Below are 14,917 nucleotides of genomic sequence, written 5' to 3' on the forward strand. Positions count from 1 at the left end.
GGTTCCGAACAGCAACAGCCAGGTCCTGTCACGGCGGTTGATTTCAGCGCGCAGGCCCCGATAGGATACGGTATTGGGATAGGTCCTGGCATCTGTGGCTACGGTCTTGACCTCTTGAACGGTCTCCTGCCCTATCCGCATCAAGACCTCCTGCAGGTCATGGCACAATGAAATGGTAGACATGGCCTCGCGGCGGTCGGGGTTATACTGCGCGCCAAACCCCTCCTGCCAGTACCCCAGGATATCCTGTATCAATTGCTGCTGCTCGCCGGCGGGGTGCACCACAAAGAAACGTTTAACCTTAAAGGTGCGGCAGGCCCGGGCTATGTCATGCAGATCCAGATTGGTGATGGAAGTGGCCACGATTTCCATGCGCTTGTTATACATGGGATAATGCAGCAGAGCCACGTAAACCTTATCCCCTTCCATTAGTCCACCTGCTTTCGTTCAAAAAGGATGGTTTCCAGAAGCCGGCGCTCCTCCTCGGTAAATTGATGCTGCAAGAGCAGATCCGGCCTTTTCAAAAGGGTCTGGCGCAGGCTTTCCTGCAGGCGCCAGCGGCGGATGTTCTCGTGGTGCCCGGAGAGTAAGACCGCCGGAACCTCGGCTTCGTTATATGTCGCTGGACGGGTAAAATGAGGATACTCCAGCAGGCCGGCGCTGAAAGACTCTTCCTCACTGGACAGCTCATCCCCTAACACCCCCGGCAACAACCGGGCCACCGCGTCTACCAGGACCATGGCCGGCAGTTCCCCGCCGGTCAGGACGTAATCGCCGATGGACAGTTCCTCGTCGATCTCCGCCATGACCCGCTCATCAATGCCTTCATAATGCCCGCACAACAGAATAAGATGCGGTATTTCGGAGAGTTCCCGAACCTTTTCCTGGGTAAGCCGTTTTCCACGCGGGGAAAGATAGACGGCATGGCTTGATGAGGTGCGCCGGGCAGCCAGAGCCCGGCAAACCACATCCGCCTTCATGACCATGCCAGCCCCGCCTCCATAGGGATAATCATCCACCTGCAGATGCCTCCCTTCAGCAAAGCTGCGGATATCGGTTATTTTTATGTACAATATGCTTTTGTCGACGGCCCTTTTGATGATGCTCTCCGCGAATGGAGAATCAAACATGCCGGGGAAAAGGGTTAGAATATCTATCCTCAACTAAAACACTCCGTTTTGAAACGTCCGTATTACACGCTTTACCGGGTTTGGCCCTCATCGATCAATCCGGGCAAGAGTGCCACCTGCATGTGACCGGCCTCCACATCAACGTTCAGGATTATTTCTTTAATAGCCGGGATCAATATTTCTCCGAAACGCGGCGAATCAACCACATAGACGTCATTGGCCCCGGTTTCCAGTATTTCTGATATCTCGCCCAGGTGCCCCAGCCTTTCATCATAGACCGCGAGTCCCTGGAGCTGAAAATGGTAATATACTCCTTCAGGGAGGGGATAGATCTCTTTTTCATCAATCTGCAGCAAGGCCTGGTGGAGTACCCTGGCTGCTTCAGGACTGTCTATTCCCTTGAATTTTAACAGATAGCCGTGCTGATAGGGCCGGGATGCTTCCACTTCCAAAATCTGCTCCATCCCGGGTCCTCTCAGGCCAACCCTTTGCAGTGTTTTGAAACGTTCCGGAAAATCGGTTAGAGGGAAAACCCTGACCCAACCGTGGATTCCGTAGACGCCTACCACTTTGCCTATACTGACCCGATTGTCATCCATATATCAATTCCTCTGCCGGCGGGAAAAGCTCCCTTGATCTCTAAGGAAAAACGATAGGGCTTATTAAGCCCTATCGAAGAATTTCCACTACAACTCTTTTGCCTTCTTTGGCTGCGGCGGCTTTAGTCAGGGTACGAATGGATTTGGCGATTTTACCCTGTTTGCCGATAACTTTGCCCATGTCTTCCGGGGCTACCCGCAGTTCAATGAGCACGGATTTATCGTCTTCGGTCTCCTTCACCACGACCTCTTCGGGTTTGTCTACCAGCAGTTTAGCGATATAATCCACAAGTTCCTTCATGATAGCTTTCACCCCCTGTATCGGCTACTTGCGGCTTTCATTGTACTTGGCCATGATACCTTGCTTCTTCAACAGAGACTTGGCTGTATCTGAAGGCCGGGCGCCGCTGGCTAGCCATTGCAGGGTTTTGGCCTCATCTATCTTGACGGTAGCCGGGTCGGTATTGGGATCATAATAACCCAGCTCTTCGATAAACCGTCCATCCCGGGGCGCCCGTGAATCAGCTACCACCACGCGGTAGAAAGGTCTTTTCTTGGCTCCCATTCTTCTCAACCTGATTTTTGTTGCCATTATTTTCACCTCCTTAAAAAATGTATCACCTGAGGGCAATGCCCTGATGGTTTTTAAAATGGAAACTTAAAGGGGGATAAACCGCCCTTTTTGGCCTTTTTCCCCATTTCCGAAAACTGTTTCATCAGTTTTCTTGATTCTTCAAACTGCTTGACCAGACGGTTCACATCCTGCACCCGGGTGCCGCTGCCGCGGGCAATGCGTTTTTTGCGACTGCCGTTGAGAATCTCGGGATTTCTGCGTTCCTGCGGAGTCATCGAACTTATTATGGCTTCGATGTGTGCAATCTCTTTTTCATCCACATTGACCTGCATATTTTTAAGCTGCTTGCCCATACCGGGAATCATACCGAGCAGTTCTTCCAGCGGCCCCATGGATTTTACCTGTTGCATCTGTTCTTTGAAATCCTCCAGGGTAAATTCCTGCTGGCGGATCTTGCGCTCCATTTCCAGGGCTTTCTCACGGTCGATGTTGGCCTGGGCCTTTTCAACCAGACTGAGCACATCCCCCATCCCCAGGATGCGTGAAGCCATGCGATCGGGATGGAAGATTTCCAAGGCATCGAGTTTTTCGCCCATACCCACATATTTAATCGGGCAGCCGGTAACCGCTTTGACGGATAAGGCCGCCCCACCCCGGGTATCTCCATCCAACTTGGTGAGGATCACCCCGGTTAACTGCAGTTGAGCGTTAAAGTGTTCCGCCACATTGACGGCATCCTGTCCGGTCATGGCATCGACCACCAGCATGATTTCATCAGGCTTGACGTATGCCTGAATGGTTTTGAGTTCATCCATCATCTCTTCATTTATATGCAAGCGGCCGGCGGTATCCAGAATCACTATATCCCGGTTGTGGGCGCGGGCATACTCCATTGAAGATTCGGCGATGTCTACCGGGTTGGCTTTATCTTTGCTGTATACCGGGATTCCGGTTTGTTCTCCCAAAACCTGCAGCTGCTTGATGGCTGCCGGGCGGTATATGTCGCAGGCCACCAAGAGTGGGCGGCGGCCTTGTTTGACCAGGGTTTTACCCAGTTTGGCGACAGTGGTGGTTTTGCCTGCCCCCTGCAGGCCCACCGCCATAAGCACGGTAGGGTTGCGCGAGGAAAGATTGAGCTTGCTTTCCGAACCACCCATCAGAGCCGTCATTTCATCATGCACAATTTTTACGATCTGCTGACCCGGGGTCAAGCTCTGCAGGACTTCTTGCCCTACGGCCCGCTCTTTAACCCGGCCGACAAAATCCTTGACTACTTTAAAGTTGACATCGGCTTCCAGTAGGGCCAGGCGGATCTCACGCATGGCCACCTTGACGTCCTCTTCACCTATTTTGCCTTTTCCGCGCAGTTTCTTAAAAACTCCTTGCAGCCTATCCGATAAACCTTCAAAAGCCACAGTATCTCTCCTTTACATAGACTCCAAAAGAGTCCTGAGGGTATTCACAGCCCGAGTATGAGTATCATGGTCACAGGAACCTTCCAACAATGCACAAACCTCTTCCAGCTCTTGCCGAATCTCTTTGAAGCGCCGCACCAACCCCAGCCGCCGTTCATACCCGGCAAGGGTTGTTTCGCTGCGTCTCAACAGGTCGTATACCGCCTGTTTGCTTATCTCCATTTGCTCAGCGATTTCGGTTAATGACAAGTCCTGTTCATAATACCAGGCCAAAACCTGAGCTTGTTTTTCGGTTAACAGCGGGCCATACAGATCCTTCTGCATGATGACCCGCTCCATTTTTTCCAGCATGGCCAGTACCTCTATGTAAAGTAAAAATGCTTTACCCGTTAAATTTTACGGGTTTAGTGTGTAAATGTCAACTTCAAGCCATAAACTAGCTTTACCAGCCGCTTTGTTTACTCTACAATGGAAGCAATAAATAAATTGTCGAGGAGACCGAAATATGTCGGAGAAAATTGCCCTGGTATGCGACAGTATGAGCGACCTGCCCCGGAATTTCGCCGAGGAGCACAGCATCAAGGTGCTCCCGGCTCGAGTGATTTATCCTGACCGCGAATATGCTGACGGGATCGATATCCAGCCGGATGAGGTCTACAGCCGTATGCCCCAGGAAATACCCACTACTTCAATGCCCTCCCCTCATGACATCCGCACCGCATTTGAGGAGTTGATCCAGGAGGGCTTCACTCATTGTATTGCACTGCATATTTCCAGCGCCTTATCTGGCACCTATGAATCTGTCAAAATGGTGGCCGATGAAATCAAGAATCTGAGGATTCAGGTCATCGATTCCCGCACCCTCTCCATGGGGACCGGTTGGCTAGTCATCAATGCTGCCCGCAATATCAAAGCAGGATGGAACTTCGACTCCATCCTGGAGAATATGCAGGCCTTGCAGGAAAAAGCCCGGGTTTATTACATACTGGACACCCTGGAATACCTGCGCAAAGGTGGGCGCATCGGCAAAGTCGCCGGCATGATCGGGGAGTTCCTGCACTTAAAACCGGTGATATCGGTAAATGCAGAGGGCGAGTATTTCACCTATTGTAAGGCCAAAGGCCGGCGCAAGTCCATCGAGAAGCTGGTGGAAATAATTGAAAAAGCAGTGCAGGAGCGGGAAATCAATCTGGGGGTAGTGCATGGCGGAGCGCCGCAGGAATTTGAACTCCTGGTGAAGCGTTTCAAACAGTTCCCCAATATCCGAGAAATCACGGCTTCACAGATAACCCCGGTTCTAGGGGTTCACACCGGTCCCGGCCTTTTGGGGGTCTGTTTCTACGAAATATAGCCTGTATCACCGCATGCCGGCCGATGCCCGAACCGTTAATACTCTTTCGGCCGGCGGCAGCTTCGGACTCGCTATGCGCATCCTGCTTTGAAACGATACCTAAGTTCGGTTAAATCGTGGTTTGGCTTTGGATTCAGCCCCGGCGGATAAGCGGGCATGGATTGTTCCGGCAATCCAAAACATTGCAGGCTTTAGCCTGCCGCAACCTTGACCGGGACTGGTTTACATAATATATTAATAAAAAGGTCTGAGCAGAAAGGAGAAGCCGGTGAGGAATTAAGTAACATCAAACTCATATCGATGATGGATGTTACTGTCCGGTGCAGCCGGTTTCTTTGGATTGTTTATATTCGGTTCAGACCAGGTGAATGATATCGCCTTGAGTTCTTGGTTGTATGGAACCGGCCCTATCGGAAGTAGCATTCAGGCCATAAGGAGTGGTTTGAATGCTTTTGTTATCTGTAGATCATGTCAGTCAGAGTTTTGGGGAAAATGACATCTTCAGCGGTGTCAGCTTCCAGGTGCAAAAAGGCGAAAAAGTAGCCCTGGTGGGTCCTAACGGGGTCGGAAAGTCAAGCTTGCTTCGGATTATAGCCGGAATTGATCGGGCCGGGACTGGTCAGGTTAAAATCAAGCCCGGGACTGTGTGCAGGCTGATGACGCAGCAGTTTAGCAGCGGCCGCAATCTGACCGTGGGGCAGTGGCTGCAAGAGGCTCATTTATCAGGGTCAGGCCATCGATCAGCAGACGAAGCCCTTAAGCAATTTGCTTTCCGCCAGCTCAAAGAGCAGCCCCTTGGGAATCTGAGCAGCGGGGAAAGAACCCGTTTGCAGCTGGCCGGGCTGTGGCTGGCGGAGGCGGAATTGTTGTTATTGGACGAACCAACCAATCACCTGGACATAGAAAACCTGCAGTGGCTGCAAGCCTATATAAATGATTCTCCAGATACTGTCATCATGGTGTCCCATGACCGCTATTTTCTGGATCGGACCGTCGGGCGGGTACTGGAACTGTCCCAGCATGGCATTACCGCTTATCCAGGCAACTACTCGGATTTCTATCAGGCCAGGCTGAAAAAACTGGCACAGGACACCAGGCTTTATTTCGATCAGGAAAAACAGGCCCGCAAGCTTCAGGAGGCTATTGAAGAGCAGAAGCAATGGGCGGGGCAGGCTCATCGCAAGGCCGCACAGAAGGCGGCGGATCTGGGGCTGAAAAAAGGCGGCAAGGTTTTTTTCCGGGGCAAGGCCAAAAAACTGGAAAGCCGGGTTAAAAACAATATCAAACGCCTGGAACGCTTGCAGGAGGAGCGTATCGCCCGTCCCCGCAAAGCCAGGGGCATCGACCTGTCTTTCACCGCCGGGAGGCGCTCCAACAACTGCATTGTATGGGGCGAAGATCTATCCAAATCTTTTCCCGGCAAAACGCTGTTTACCAACAGCGCAATCAGCCTGAGCCACGGCCGGAAGGCCGCCCTGACAGGCCCTAACGGCAGCGGCAAGACCACTTTGCTGCGCATCATCGCCGGGTTAGAGCCCCTGGACGAAGGCTCGCTGTGGCTCTCCCCTTCCTTAAAGGTGGGATATCTGGAGCAGGAAATGAAGGCCCTCAACCAGGAGCGCACGGTCTTGCAGGAAGCGGGCGCATTCTGCACCGATCGGCAGCGGGTACGGAATCTTTTGGCTGACCTGCTGTTTACCGGTGATTCTGTTTATAAGCCCTGCCGGGTGTTGAGTATGGGCGAGCGGCTCAGGGTCGCCCTGGCCAAATTGCTCCTGGGGAGCTCCGATCTGATCTTGCTGGATGAGCCCAGCAATTATATGGATGCGGACAGCCGCCACAAGCTGGAACAGGCCCTGACAGCCTTCGGCGGTTCGCTGATCGTGGTCTCCCATGACCGTTATTTGCTGGAGCGGGTGGCCGATCAGGTATGGATCATTGAGAACCGGAAAATAATGATTCATCCTCAATCCTATGCAGAATACCAGCTTGACCGCAGCTCGCTCCGCTGGCATGCAATTGCCGAAAGGCGCATGGAGCTGGAGATGAAAAAAGACCGCCTGTTAAGCGAGCTGTCTTTGATCGACCGCCGCTGCAAAGAGGTCGAATATCTCAAGGTGGAGGCAGAGTTTCTGGCGGTTGTAGAACAGTTGAGGAATATGGGGCAATAAGACCTTTTTCCCCCAATAACCGGCACCAGGATATTAATTGCGATACCGGCCGCCGGCCTCCCGGCTCTATTCAGAGCAGGTTCAGCAAGGTAACCATGGGGCCGGGCCGCTCACACCTGTCCGGCCAGCTCCTCCGCTCTAGCCGTGGAAGCGGCTATAAATGCGAATTACAGCCGATTTCACCTCAGTAAATCCGGGGTGTGCTTTACGCTCACCCCGGCCGGTTCGAGCCGATGTGCGGGGGTCCGACAAATAGGGGATATTGGCGGAAAGCTCTGCTTGTGGTCTCTATTCATATCCTTATAATGGGAATTATAGATCCCAGGAGAGAGGACGAGGGTTATTTGCGCATCAGCATGACAGGCTTGGGTTTGCTGTTATTTCTCTGTTGGAGCGGTCCGGTTATGTGGCCTGTTGCCAATCTGTCAGCCTTGGACAGCAGTTCGGCACCGGCGCAGCCGGCTGATGCTTTTGAAGCTGCCGTTAAATCCTTTAACCTATTGTCATCTTTTTTCAGCGATAGCGATATCGAGGATTGCGACATCTACCCTGTTTCCCGGCATGGCCGAAGCTACGCCGAGGCCTATGACTATCTCCTGGCGGGCTTTGAGGCGGGACTTGCGGATGACATCCTTAAAGCCTATACTTTCACCGGCCCTGACGGCACCCTGAGGATAATCCCCTGTGAAGGCATTCCCCTGCTGACCGTGGCGGACCGGGCTCAAGCCGCCATAATCCCGCAAGAGGACTGCACCCTGATTAAGGTCCGCCTGGCAGATTGTTATCAACCCGGTGACAGCTACATTTATCAGATCACATCCCGCTTAATCGAGGGAAACTGGAAGATTACCGATTTATCACTAACTGAAGAATAACTGAATCCCGGGCATTATTTCTTCCCTAAGATCACCGGACCGGCTGCGGCAAGCAGCCGGTCTTGATTATTCCCTGCTTGTTTCAAGTTATGCTGCCAATATGAAGCCGCATCTTTATGCAGGCCGGAATCAAGGGGTCTTAACTAGGCGGACGACAGGATAAATAGTGCTGGGTATCAGCCCAAAACCAGGTGATTTGGTCATTGGGAGCTGCAAATATGATTATGGGGCGGCCAGCAGCTCCCGGGCCGCTGCCAGGAGCTTCTCTTTCCGGTTTTCCACAGAGTTCTTGAGCACCATTTCCAGCAGCAGCCGCAAGGCCTGGCCCAGTTTGGCGTCAGCCTGGTAGCCGATCTCCATCAGATCGCGTCCGTTGACCGCCAAATCCTTAATGTTCAAAGGAGCCTGACTATCAACCACTTTCTGGTAAATCCGCTGGGCCTGATCGATAAAAGAACTGTCATGAAAAGAGGCGCTGCCGTTGATATCGGCTTTTTGCAGTGTGAAAAGATCGGGCAGGTTGTCCTCTCCCACCTGGATGAGAAGCCGGATGACCGCTTCACGGTCAGGCCTGGTCAGCCAGTACATATGATTCCCGACCAGTGTGCTGACCTTATCGACAACGGCCCGGCTGAATCTGAGGCGCTTCAATATCTGCAAGGTCTGCCGCTGGCTTTCCTGCTGATGATGATAGAAATGGCCGATACCGCGGCTGTCCATGGTAAAAGTAGCCGGCTTGCCGATATCATGGAGCAAGGCCGCCAAACGGATTTCCAGCTGTGCAGGCACATTCTCCACTACCGCCAGGGAATGATTGAACACATCATTGATATGGGCCGGGTTGTGCTGTTCAAACCCTACCATGGCCATCACCTCAGGGATGATTCGTTGCATCAGACCGGTTTCAACCATAAGCCGCAGGCCCCTGGCGGGGTGCTCCGATACCAGAATAGCAGCCAACTCTTCTTTGATTCTCTCCGCAGCAACACTGTCTATCAAGTCCAAACATTCTTCCATGGCGGGGCTCAAACTGTCATCCAGTCGAAAATCCAGAACCGCAGCCAGTCTAACCGCCCGCAGCATGCGCAGGGGATCTTCGCGGAAGCGCTCTCCGGCCTGGTTTTCAGGCGCCCTGATCAACCTGGCGGCAATATCCTGCCGGCCTCCCCAGGGATCGATAAGTGCGCCGCTGCCGTCAATAGCCATGGCATTGACGGTAAAATCCCGGTGCAGCAAATCCTCCTGCAGCCGCACAGCCCAGCCGCCACCTGCACCACTCCCCCGGCAGCTGGTGACCTCGACCCGATTATCGCCCACCATGACCACTGTAGTCCCATGTTTTATACCGATAGGAAGGGTCTTTTCAAACAGCCTCGCCACCTCACCGGCTTCAGCGGAACAGACCACGTCAAAATCCCGGGGGGAGCGGTCCATAAGCAGATCCCGCACCGCTCCCCCCGCTACAGCTGCCTGAAAACCCTGATTCCGAAGCTCATTCAGAACATGTTCAATATGATCGGGTAGTTTAATGTGCATAAGCGAGCCTCCCATCAGCTTACGACTTACGTTGACCGCCCTTCCTGGGCTGCGGCTACAGCCGCTCCCAGACTTGAGCCATTGGCGACGGGTATCAACGCAACAGCAGGATATCCTTCCCGGTGTTGATTGATCAGCTTCTCCACTGCCGCTGCAAAACCGGGGAGCTTCAGGAACACGCTGCCATCCACCGCCACGGCCTGGCCTTGCTTTAATTGCCTTGATCTTTCGGTTACCGCCAAGTAGCTGGCCGCAATCAGTTGTACGGCCCGGTCTATAATAGCATGCCCCGCCGCTTTCAGCATGGCAATATCTTGATCCCGATAATGGGGAAAGCCCTGCTGGCACAGCCAGTCATCCAGCTGTTTCCTCGCCAGGGGGGCGTCCGCTCTCAACCAGCTGAGCACCTCGGCGCCCAACATAAACGGCTGATTGATACAGTTTTGGCCTCCATACGGGGAAGGCAGAATCTGTTGATCCAGCAGATCGAGAAAGACCAGGCGAAACAATTCTCCCATGTATTTCCCGGAAACCATTTTTTCCAGGCGCTGTTTGCCCGGATCAAGGCTTTGGCTGTCCAAACGCCGGTCATAAAAGTTCTCCGGTACCGCTGCAAAATTGCCGGCTTCAATGTTGACGATCATCGGCAGACCAGACGGCGTATAAAGAGATGGTTCACAATAACAGGTGTTGTGTCCGGTGCCGCATATCGATCCGGCGCAGACCGCGGGTTCAGAGTAGGCTCCAGCCATAAAGGCGGCAACTGTGTCATTGATGATGGCAGTTGGCATGATAGGGTACAGGCCGCGCCCCTCCAGGGCTTCAGTCAACATTAATTTGATATCCCGCCCTACGGTGGCGCTGGTTTTGATCTCTTTGGTCCACTCCAACAGACGGGCTTTATCAACCGCATCCTGCTGCATCGGATAGGAAAATGTCAGTCCCAGCTTATAACTCTGCCCTTCAAGCCGCACTTCTTCAACCAGCCCGGCTATAAAAGCGAACATATCCCTGCCGGTGCTGGCAGCAGCAGTCAAATCGTAGCCCTGCCCGGCATCTGCCAAAGGGCGGCTGATCTGTTTGGTTATAATGCTACGGCCTTGCCCCAGAAGGGAAACCGCCATAACCCGGACATTGGTGCCGCCCAAATCGACTGCTATATACTCGCCCCGTTCCTGACCAGTGGGTGATGACAGATAGGAAGGCAGGATTTTCAATGAACTGGGCCGGTTGTGTAAAGCCCGCTCCAATTCACCGGCAAAAGCCTCGGCAATAGCCTCTACCGAGTTTATCCGGAATGAGTCCGATATGTTTTTGACCACATTATCCTTCATCAGTGCACCTTCTTATATCAGCCCGGCCCGATCCGGACAGAGACCGGCTTAAAGCGCTTAATTCCATCTCGCTGCCTTTATTTTTTCATTAAAGCCCTGATTTAATCAGCAGCAGGGCAAGGGCAGGTTGAGCAAAAGCGTGATATCATCGCAACTTCCATATTCAAAGCTATGGGTTCCAAGTGGCCCCGGGTAGCTAAAGCCTGATTTTTGCCGCATTATCCCCGCCCCCCGGTTTCGGTTCCGGGAAGCTGATATAACCGGTAAATTCTGGTCGTGGATTTTTCTGAGCTTGAGTCAATTCTATACATATTGCGGGTCAGAGTCCAGATATAAAGAAGAGAAGACTGTGGAGAGGCAAAAAGAGCCGCGAATATTCGCGGCTCCTCCAGTTTGCTATGGTGGGCGATGACAGGCTCGAACTGCCGACCCCCTGCTTGTAAGGCAGGTGCTCTCCCAACTGAGCTAATCGCCCTGGTGACCCCTAGGGGACTCGAACCCCTGTTACCGGCGTGAAAGGCCGGTGTCTTAACCGCTTGACCAAGGGGCCATAACAGTCGTCAGGCATCGGGAAGCGGACGTCGGGATAAATAAATTAGCTTGGATATCCATTCCCAAAATCTGATGTCTAACCACTGAACAGATGTCATCCGCCGGTTATCGGAATAGGGTCCTCAACTTCGAATATAATACGCTTACCGTTTCCGACGTCTTACGTCTAATATGGTGGGCCTACCAGGACTCGAACCTGGGACCAACCGGTTATGAGCCGGTAGCTCTACCAACTGAGCTATAGGCCCGTGGTGCGGCAACCCCGCAAGAGTTAGTATATAAAATATCCATACAAAGGTCAAGGAAAATAATCGCGCTCCGGCCTATTTTAAGACCTGTTTTGTTTTCAGCTTTCCCCCGGCCAATGTGGGGCATACAAAAGGCGGTTCCCTTTTCGGTTGCCGCCTGTGATAGTCTTTGGCTCCCCGAGTAGGATTCGAACCTACAACCCTCCGGTTAACAGCCGGATGCTCTACCGTTGAGCTATCGAGGATCATCCCAACAGGAATTATTATATATTGCCATCAGGCAGTTGTCAACCGCGGGCTGAGACTATTCGATATAGTCTTTCAGCTTTTTGCTGCGGGACGGATGCCTGAGCTTGCGCAATGCCTTGGCTTCAATCTGCCGGATGCGTTCGCGGGTGACGCCAAACTCCTGGCCAACTTCCTCCAGGGTGCGCGGGCGGCCGTCATCCAGGCCAAACCGCAAACGCAATACCTTTTCTTCGCGGTCAGTCAAAGTATTTAAAATGCCATCCAGGTGCTCGCGCAACAGCACGAAAGAAGCTGATTCTTCAGGGGACTCAGCGTCTTCGTCAGTGATAAAATCACCCAGATGACTGTCGTCTTCTTCTCCAATCGGTGTTTCCAGTGACACCGGTTCCTGAGCCACTTTCATGATCTCTATGACCCGGTCTACCGGGATATCCATCTCCTCTGCCACTTCGCCCGGGGTAGGTTCCCGGCCCAGGGTCTGCAATAAATTGCGCTGCACCCTGGAGAGCTTGTTTATGGTTTCCACCATATGCACTGGAATCCGGATAGTGCGGGCCTGATCGGCAATAGCCCGGGTTATCGCCTGCCTGATCCACCAGGTGGCATAAGTACTGAACTTATAACCCTTACGGTAATCGAACTTTTCGACGGCTTTCATCAAACCCAGGTTGCCTTCCTGAATGAGATCCAGGAAAAGCATGCCCCGGCCCACGTAGCGCTTGGCGATGCTGACCACCAGTCTGAGATTGGCCTCTACCAGCTGCCGCTTGGCTTCTTCATCCCCGGCTTCAATACGTTGAGCCAGATCAATTTCCTCTTCCGCCAACAGCAGCCTCACCCGGCCAATTTCTTTAAGGTACATGCGTACCGGATCATCTATCTCAATGCCGTCCGGCACCGTGATTTCCTCGGTTTCCAGGCTTTCGCTTTCCAGCTCTTCTTCGCCCTCTAGTTCGGATTCGGATCCAACACCAATACCCAGAGATTGGAGATGTTCAAGAATGTCATCCATATTATCAGACTCCAGGTTAAAACCCTGTAAGTCATCGATGATTTCATCATAGGTAAGGTTTTTCTTCTTTTTGCCTTTTTCGGCTAAAACACCGACCGCGTCCGCTAATTTTCGGTCCATTTTCATTGTATCCCCCCTTCCCGGGTTTGGTGTAGGAATGTATCTAGATCTAATATCAAACGCAAAACAGTATGAAATCCTCCATCATTGCGAAGATGTTCCAACCGTTGATGCAAGTTCCTCCATCGGGCTCTGTACCGCTGGCGCTGAACACCGCGGATAAAGTACCATAATTCGGCATCGTTTAAGCGAAATCCTTCGTCCCATCTTATATCCAGCCGGGCCAACAATGCTTCCAGGCCTTCGCCCTGTACGGCTTGCTGCAATTCCAAAGAGTGGGTTCCTGAAAAGCCGTACATTTCATAACATATGGCGGCCAGGCGATTGTAATGCCTGGAAGAAAAACATTCTAATCCAATATTTGAGGCTATAATTTCCGCAATATCCCGGTTATGCAGCATATTTGCCAGTATTTTCTCTTCCATACTATAATTTCCGTACTGTATATTATCCCTGTTTACTGGACTTTTATTCTTGAGATATTGCTTTCTTGGCCCGGTATGGCCCTCAATCTCTTTCAATATTAAGTTTTCTTCTATTTTTAATAGTCTGGATAACATCTTAGTATAATTGTCGCGTAAAATACCGCTCTCCAGACTCTTGATATCATCTTTAACCGCATTTATGACTCTGATTTTGGCCTGCAAATTCAGCGAATTTTCTGCAGCTATAGACCTTTTTACCTTAAATTCAATATAACTCACTCTATTATTCTGGATATATTGCAGGAATTCCTCTTTTCCGTGTTCATCCAGAAAATCATCGGGATCTTGTCCTGCCGGAAGTGTCAGGACCTCAACATTAAAGCCCTGTTCAGCCAGCAATTCGACTGCTCTCAAGGTTTCTCTCTGACCGGCTTCATCACCGTCATACAACACCAGCACATTCTCCGCGTAACGCCTGAGCAGTTGGGTTTGTTCTCTGGTTAAAGCGGTCCCCAGCGAGGCTACTGCATAATTGACGCCATGCTGGTGCAGCTTCAGACAGTCCATATATCCTTCCACCAGTATGACCTGGTTTTCTTTGCGGACAGCCTCCCTGGCCTGGTAGAGGCCATAGAGATGATGGCGTTTTACATAAACCTCGGTTTCCGGGGTGTTGAGGTACTTGGGTACTTGATCTTCAAGGATACGGCCCCCGAAGCCCACTATATTGCCCTGATAATCAAATATTGGGAAAATTATGCGATCCCTGAAGAGATCGTAATAAGCATCTCCACTTTTATTACGTTTAATCAGCCCGGATTCTTTAACCCATTCCTGATCAAATCCTTTTCCCAGCAGATAATTTGAAACCCGGTTCCATTCGTTGGGGGCGTAGCCGACCTGAAAACGCTTTACGGTCTCCTCGTCCAGCCGCCTTTTCAACAGGTATTGCCTGGCTTTAGCCGCGCTCGCCTCTTCCAATCCCCCCTGGAACCAGGCGGCAGCAGCCTTATTGACCTCCACCACCCTTTTAAAGCGGTCCACTCCTTTATTAAACTGGGTACTCTGCAGTTGAACTCCAGCCCGGCTGGCCAGCAGCTGCACCGCTTCCGGAAATTCCAGCCCGTCCCGCTTCATGACATAGGTGAAAAGATTGCCCCCGGCGTGGCAGCCGAAACAGTAAAACATATTTTTCCCCGGGGTGACACTGAAAGACGGGGTCTTCTCCGCATGGAAAGGGCACAAGCCCCAGTAGCGGTCGCCCTTACGGCTCAATTTCACTGATTCTGATACCACATCCAGGATATCGATGCGGTGGTTGATTTC

Annotated in this window: 14 protein-coding genes and 4 tRNA genes; 3 read left to right on the forward strand and 15 right to left on the reverse strand. The window is 52.1% G+C overall.

What is annotated here, in order from left to right:
* The 7 genes from B2633_RS17295 to ylxM all read right to left on the reverse strand — a co-directional run.
* The coding region (locus B2633_RS17295) for an RNA methyltransferase (protein ID WP_483171909.1) at positions 1-429 on the reverse strand (429 nt) is incomplete at its 3' end.
* The gene (trmD, locus tag B2633_RS17300; RefSeq protein WP_483171910.1) at positions 429-1,163 is read right to left on the reverse strand and encodes a tRNA (guanosine(37)-N1)-methyltransferase TrmD; all 735 of its coding nucleotides are present in this window, start codon (positions 1,161-1,163) and stop codon (positions 429-431) included. The genes trmD and B2633_RS17295, both read right to left, overlap by 1 nt.
* A 38-nt stretch (positions 1,164-1,201) precedes the next feature.
* Entirely contained in the window at positions 1,202-1,729 is a 528-nt protein-coding gene (gene rimM, locus B2633_RS17305; RefSeq protein ID WP_483171911.1) for a ribosome maturation factor RimM, read from the reverse strand.
* A 70-nt stretch (positions 1,730-1,799) separates the two neighbouring features.
* Entirely contained in the window at positions 1,800-2,030 is a 231-nt protein-coding gene (locus tag B2633_RS17310) for a KH domain-containing protein (protein WP_481037960.1), read from the reverse strand.
* Between the two features lie 24 nt (positions 2,031-2,054).
* Entirely contained in the window at positions 2,055-2,321 is a 267-nt protein-coding gene (gene rpsP, locus B2633_RS17315) for a 30S ribosomal protein S16 (RefSeq protein ID WP_481037959.1), read from the reverse strand.
* Positions 2,322-2,374: 53 nt separating this feature from the next.
* Positions 2,375-3,718, reverse strand: a complete 1,344-nt coding sequence (ffh, locus tag B2633_RS17320; RefSeq protein WP_483171912.1) for a signal recognition particle protein — start codon at positions 3,716-3,718, stop codon at positions 2,375-2,377.
* A gap of 12 nt (positions 3,719-3,730) precedes the next feature.
* Complete coding sequence (gene ylxM, locus B2633_RS17325) at positions 3,731-4,069, reverse strand: YlxM family DNA-binding protein (RefSeq protein ID WP_483171913.1); 339 nt, start codon at positions 4,067-4,069, stop codon at positions 3,731-3,733.
* A gap of 154 nt (positions 4,070-4,223) precedes the next feature.
* Between ylxM and B2633_RS17330 the strand changes: the two genes are divergently transcribed.
* The 3 genes from B2633_RS17330 (at position 4,224) to B2633_RS17340 (ending at position 8,115) form a co-directional block, all read left to right on the forward strand.
* Positions 4,224-5,069, forward strand: a complete 846-nt coding sequence (locus tag B2633_RS17330) for a DegV family protein (protein ID WP_483171914.1) — start codon at positions 4,224-4,226, stop codon at positions 5,067-5,069.
* 446 nt (positions 5,070-5,515) lie between these two features.
* Positions 5,516-7,240 (forward strand): ribosomal protection-like ABC-F family protein, encoded by a 1,725-nt coding sequence (abc-f, locus tag B2633_RS17335; RefSeq protein ID WP_483171915.1) that lies wholly within the window; start codon positions 5,516-5,518, stop codon positions 7,238-7,240.
* A 305-nt stretch (positions 7,241-7,545) separates the two neighbouring features.
* Complete coding sequence (locus B2633_RS17340; protein WP_483171916.1) at positions 7,546-8,115, forward strand: hypothetical protein; 570 nt, start codon at positions 7,546-7,548, stop codon at positions 8,113-8,115.
* A gap of 222 nt (positions 8,116-8,337) precedes the next feature.
* Here B2633_RS17340 and B2633_RS17345 read toward each other — a convergent pair whose 3' ends face one another.
* The 8 genes from B2633_RS17345 to dnaG form a co-directional block, all read right to left on the reverse strand.
* The gene (locus tag B2633_RS17345) at positions 8,338-9,651 is read right to left on the reverse strand and encodes a CCA tRNA nucleotidyltransferase (protein WP_483171917.1); all 1,314 of its coding nucleotides are present in this window, start codon (positions 9,649-9,651) and stop codon (positions 8,338-8,340) included.
* Positions 9,652-9,677: 26 nt separating this feature from the next.
* Positions 9,678-10,985, reverse strand: coding sequence for a hexokinase family protein (locus B2633_RS17350; RefSeq protein WP_483171918.1), 1,308 nt, complete (start codon positions 10,983-10,985; stop codon positions 9,678-9,680).
* A 399-nt stretch (positions 10,986-11,384) separates the two neighbouring features.
* Positions 11,385-11,460 (reverse strand) — tRNA-Val (locus B2633_RS17355).
* Positions 11,461-11,535, reverse strand: a tRNA-Glu gene (locus B2633_RS17360). It lies immediately after the preceding tRNA gene.
* A gap of 174 nt (positions 11,536-11,709) precedes the next feature.
* Positions 11,710-11,785: transfer RNA gene (locus tag B2633_RS17365), tRNA-Ile, on the reverse strand.
* A 170-nt stretch (positions 11,786-11,955) separates the two neighbouring features.
* A tRNA-Asn gene (locus tag B2633_RS17370) sits at positions 11,956-12,030 on the reverse strand.
* 59 nt (positions 12,031-12,089) lie between these two features.
* Positions 12,090-13,172, reverse strand: coding sequence for an RNA polymerase sigma factor RpoD (rpoD, locus tag B2633_RS17375; RefSeq protein WP_481037951.1), 1,083 nt, complete (start codon positions 13,170-13,172; stop codon positions 12,090-12,092).
* Positions 13,169-14,917: DNA primase (gene dnaG / locus B2633_RS17380; RefSeq protein WP_483171919.1), on the reverse strand; the 1,749-nt coding region annotated here is incomplete at its 5' end. The genes dnaG and rpoD, both read right to left, overlap by 4 nt.

This window comes from Syntrophomonas sp. UBA1041, assembly GCF_002316705.1.
Classification (GTDB): Bacteria; Bacillota; Syntrophomonadia; order Syntrophomonadales; family Syntrophomonadaceae; genus DTU019.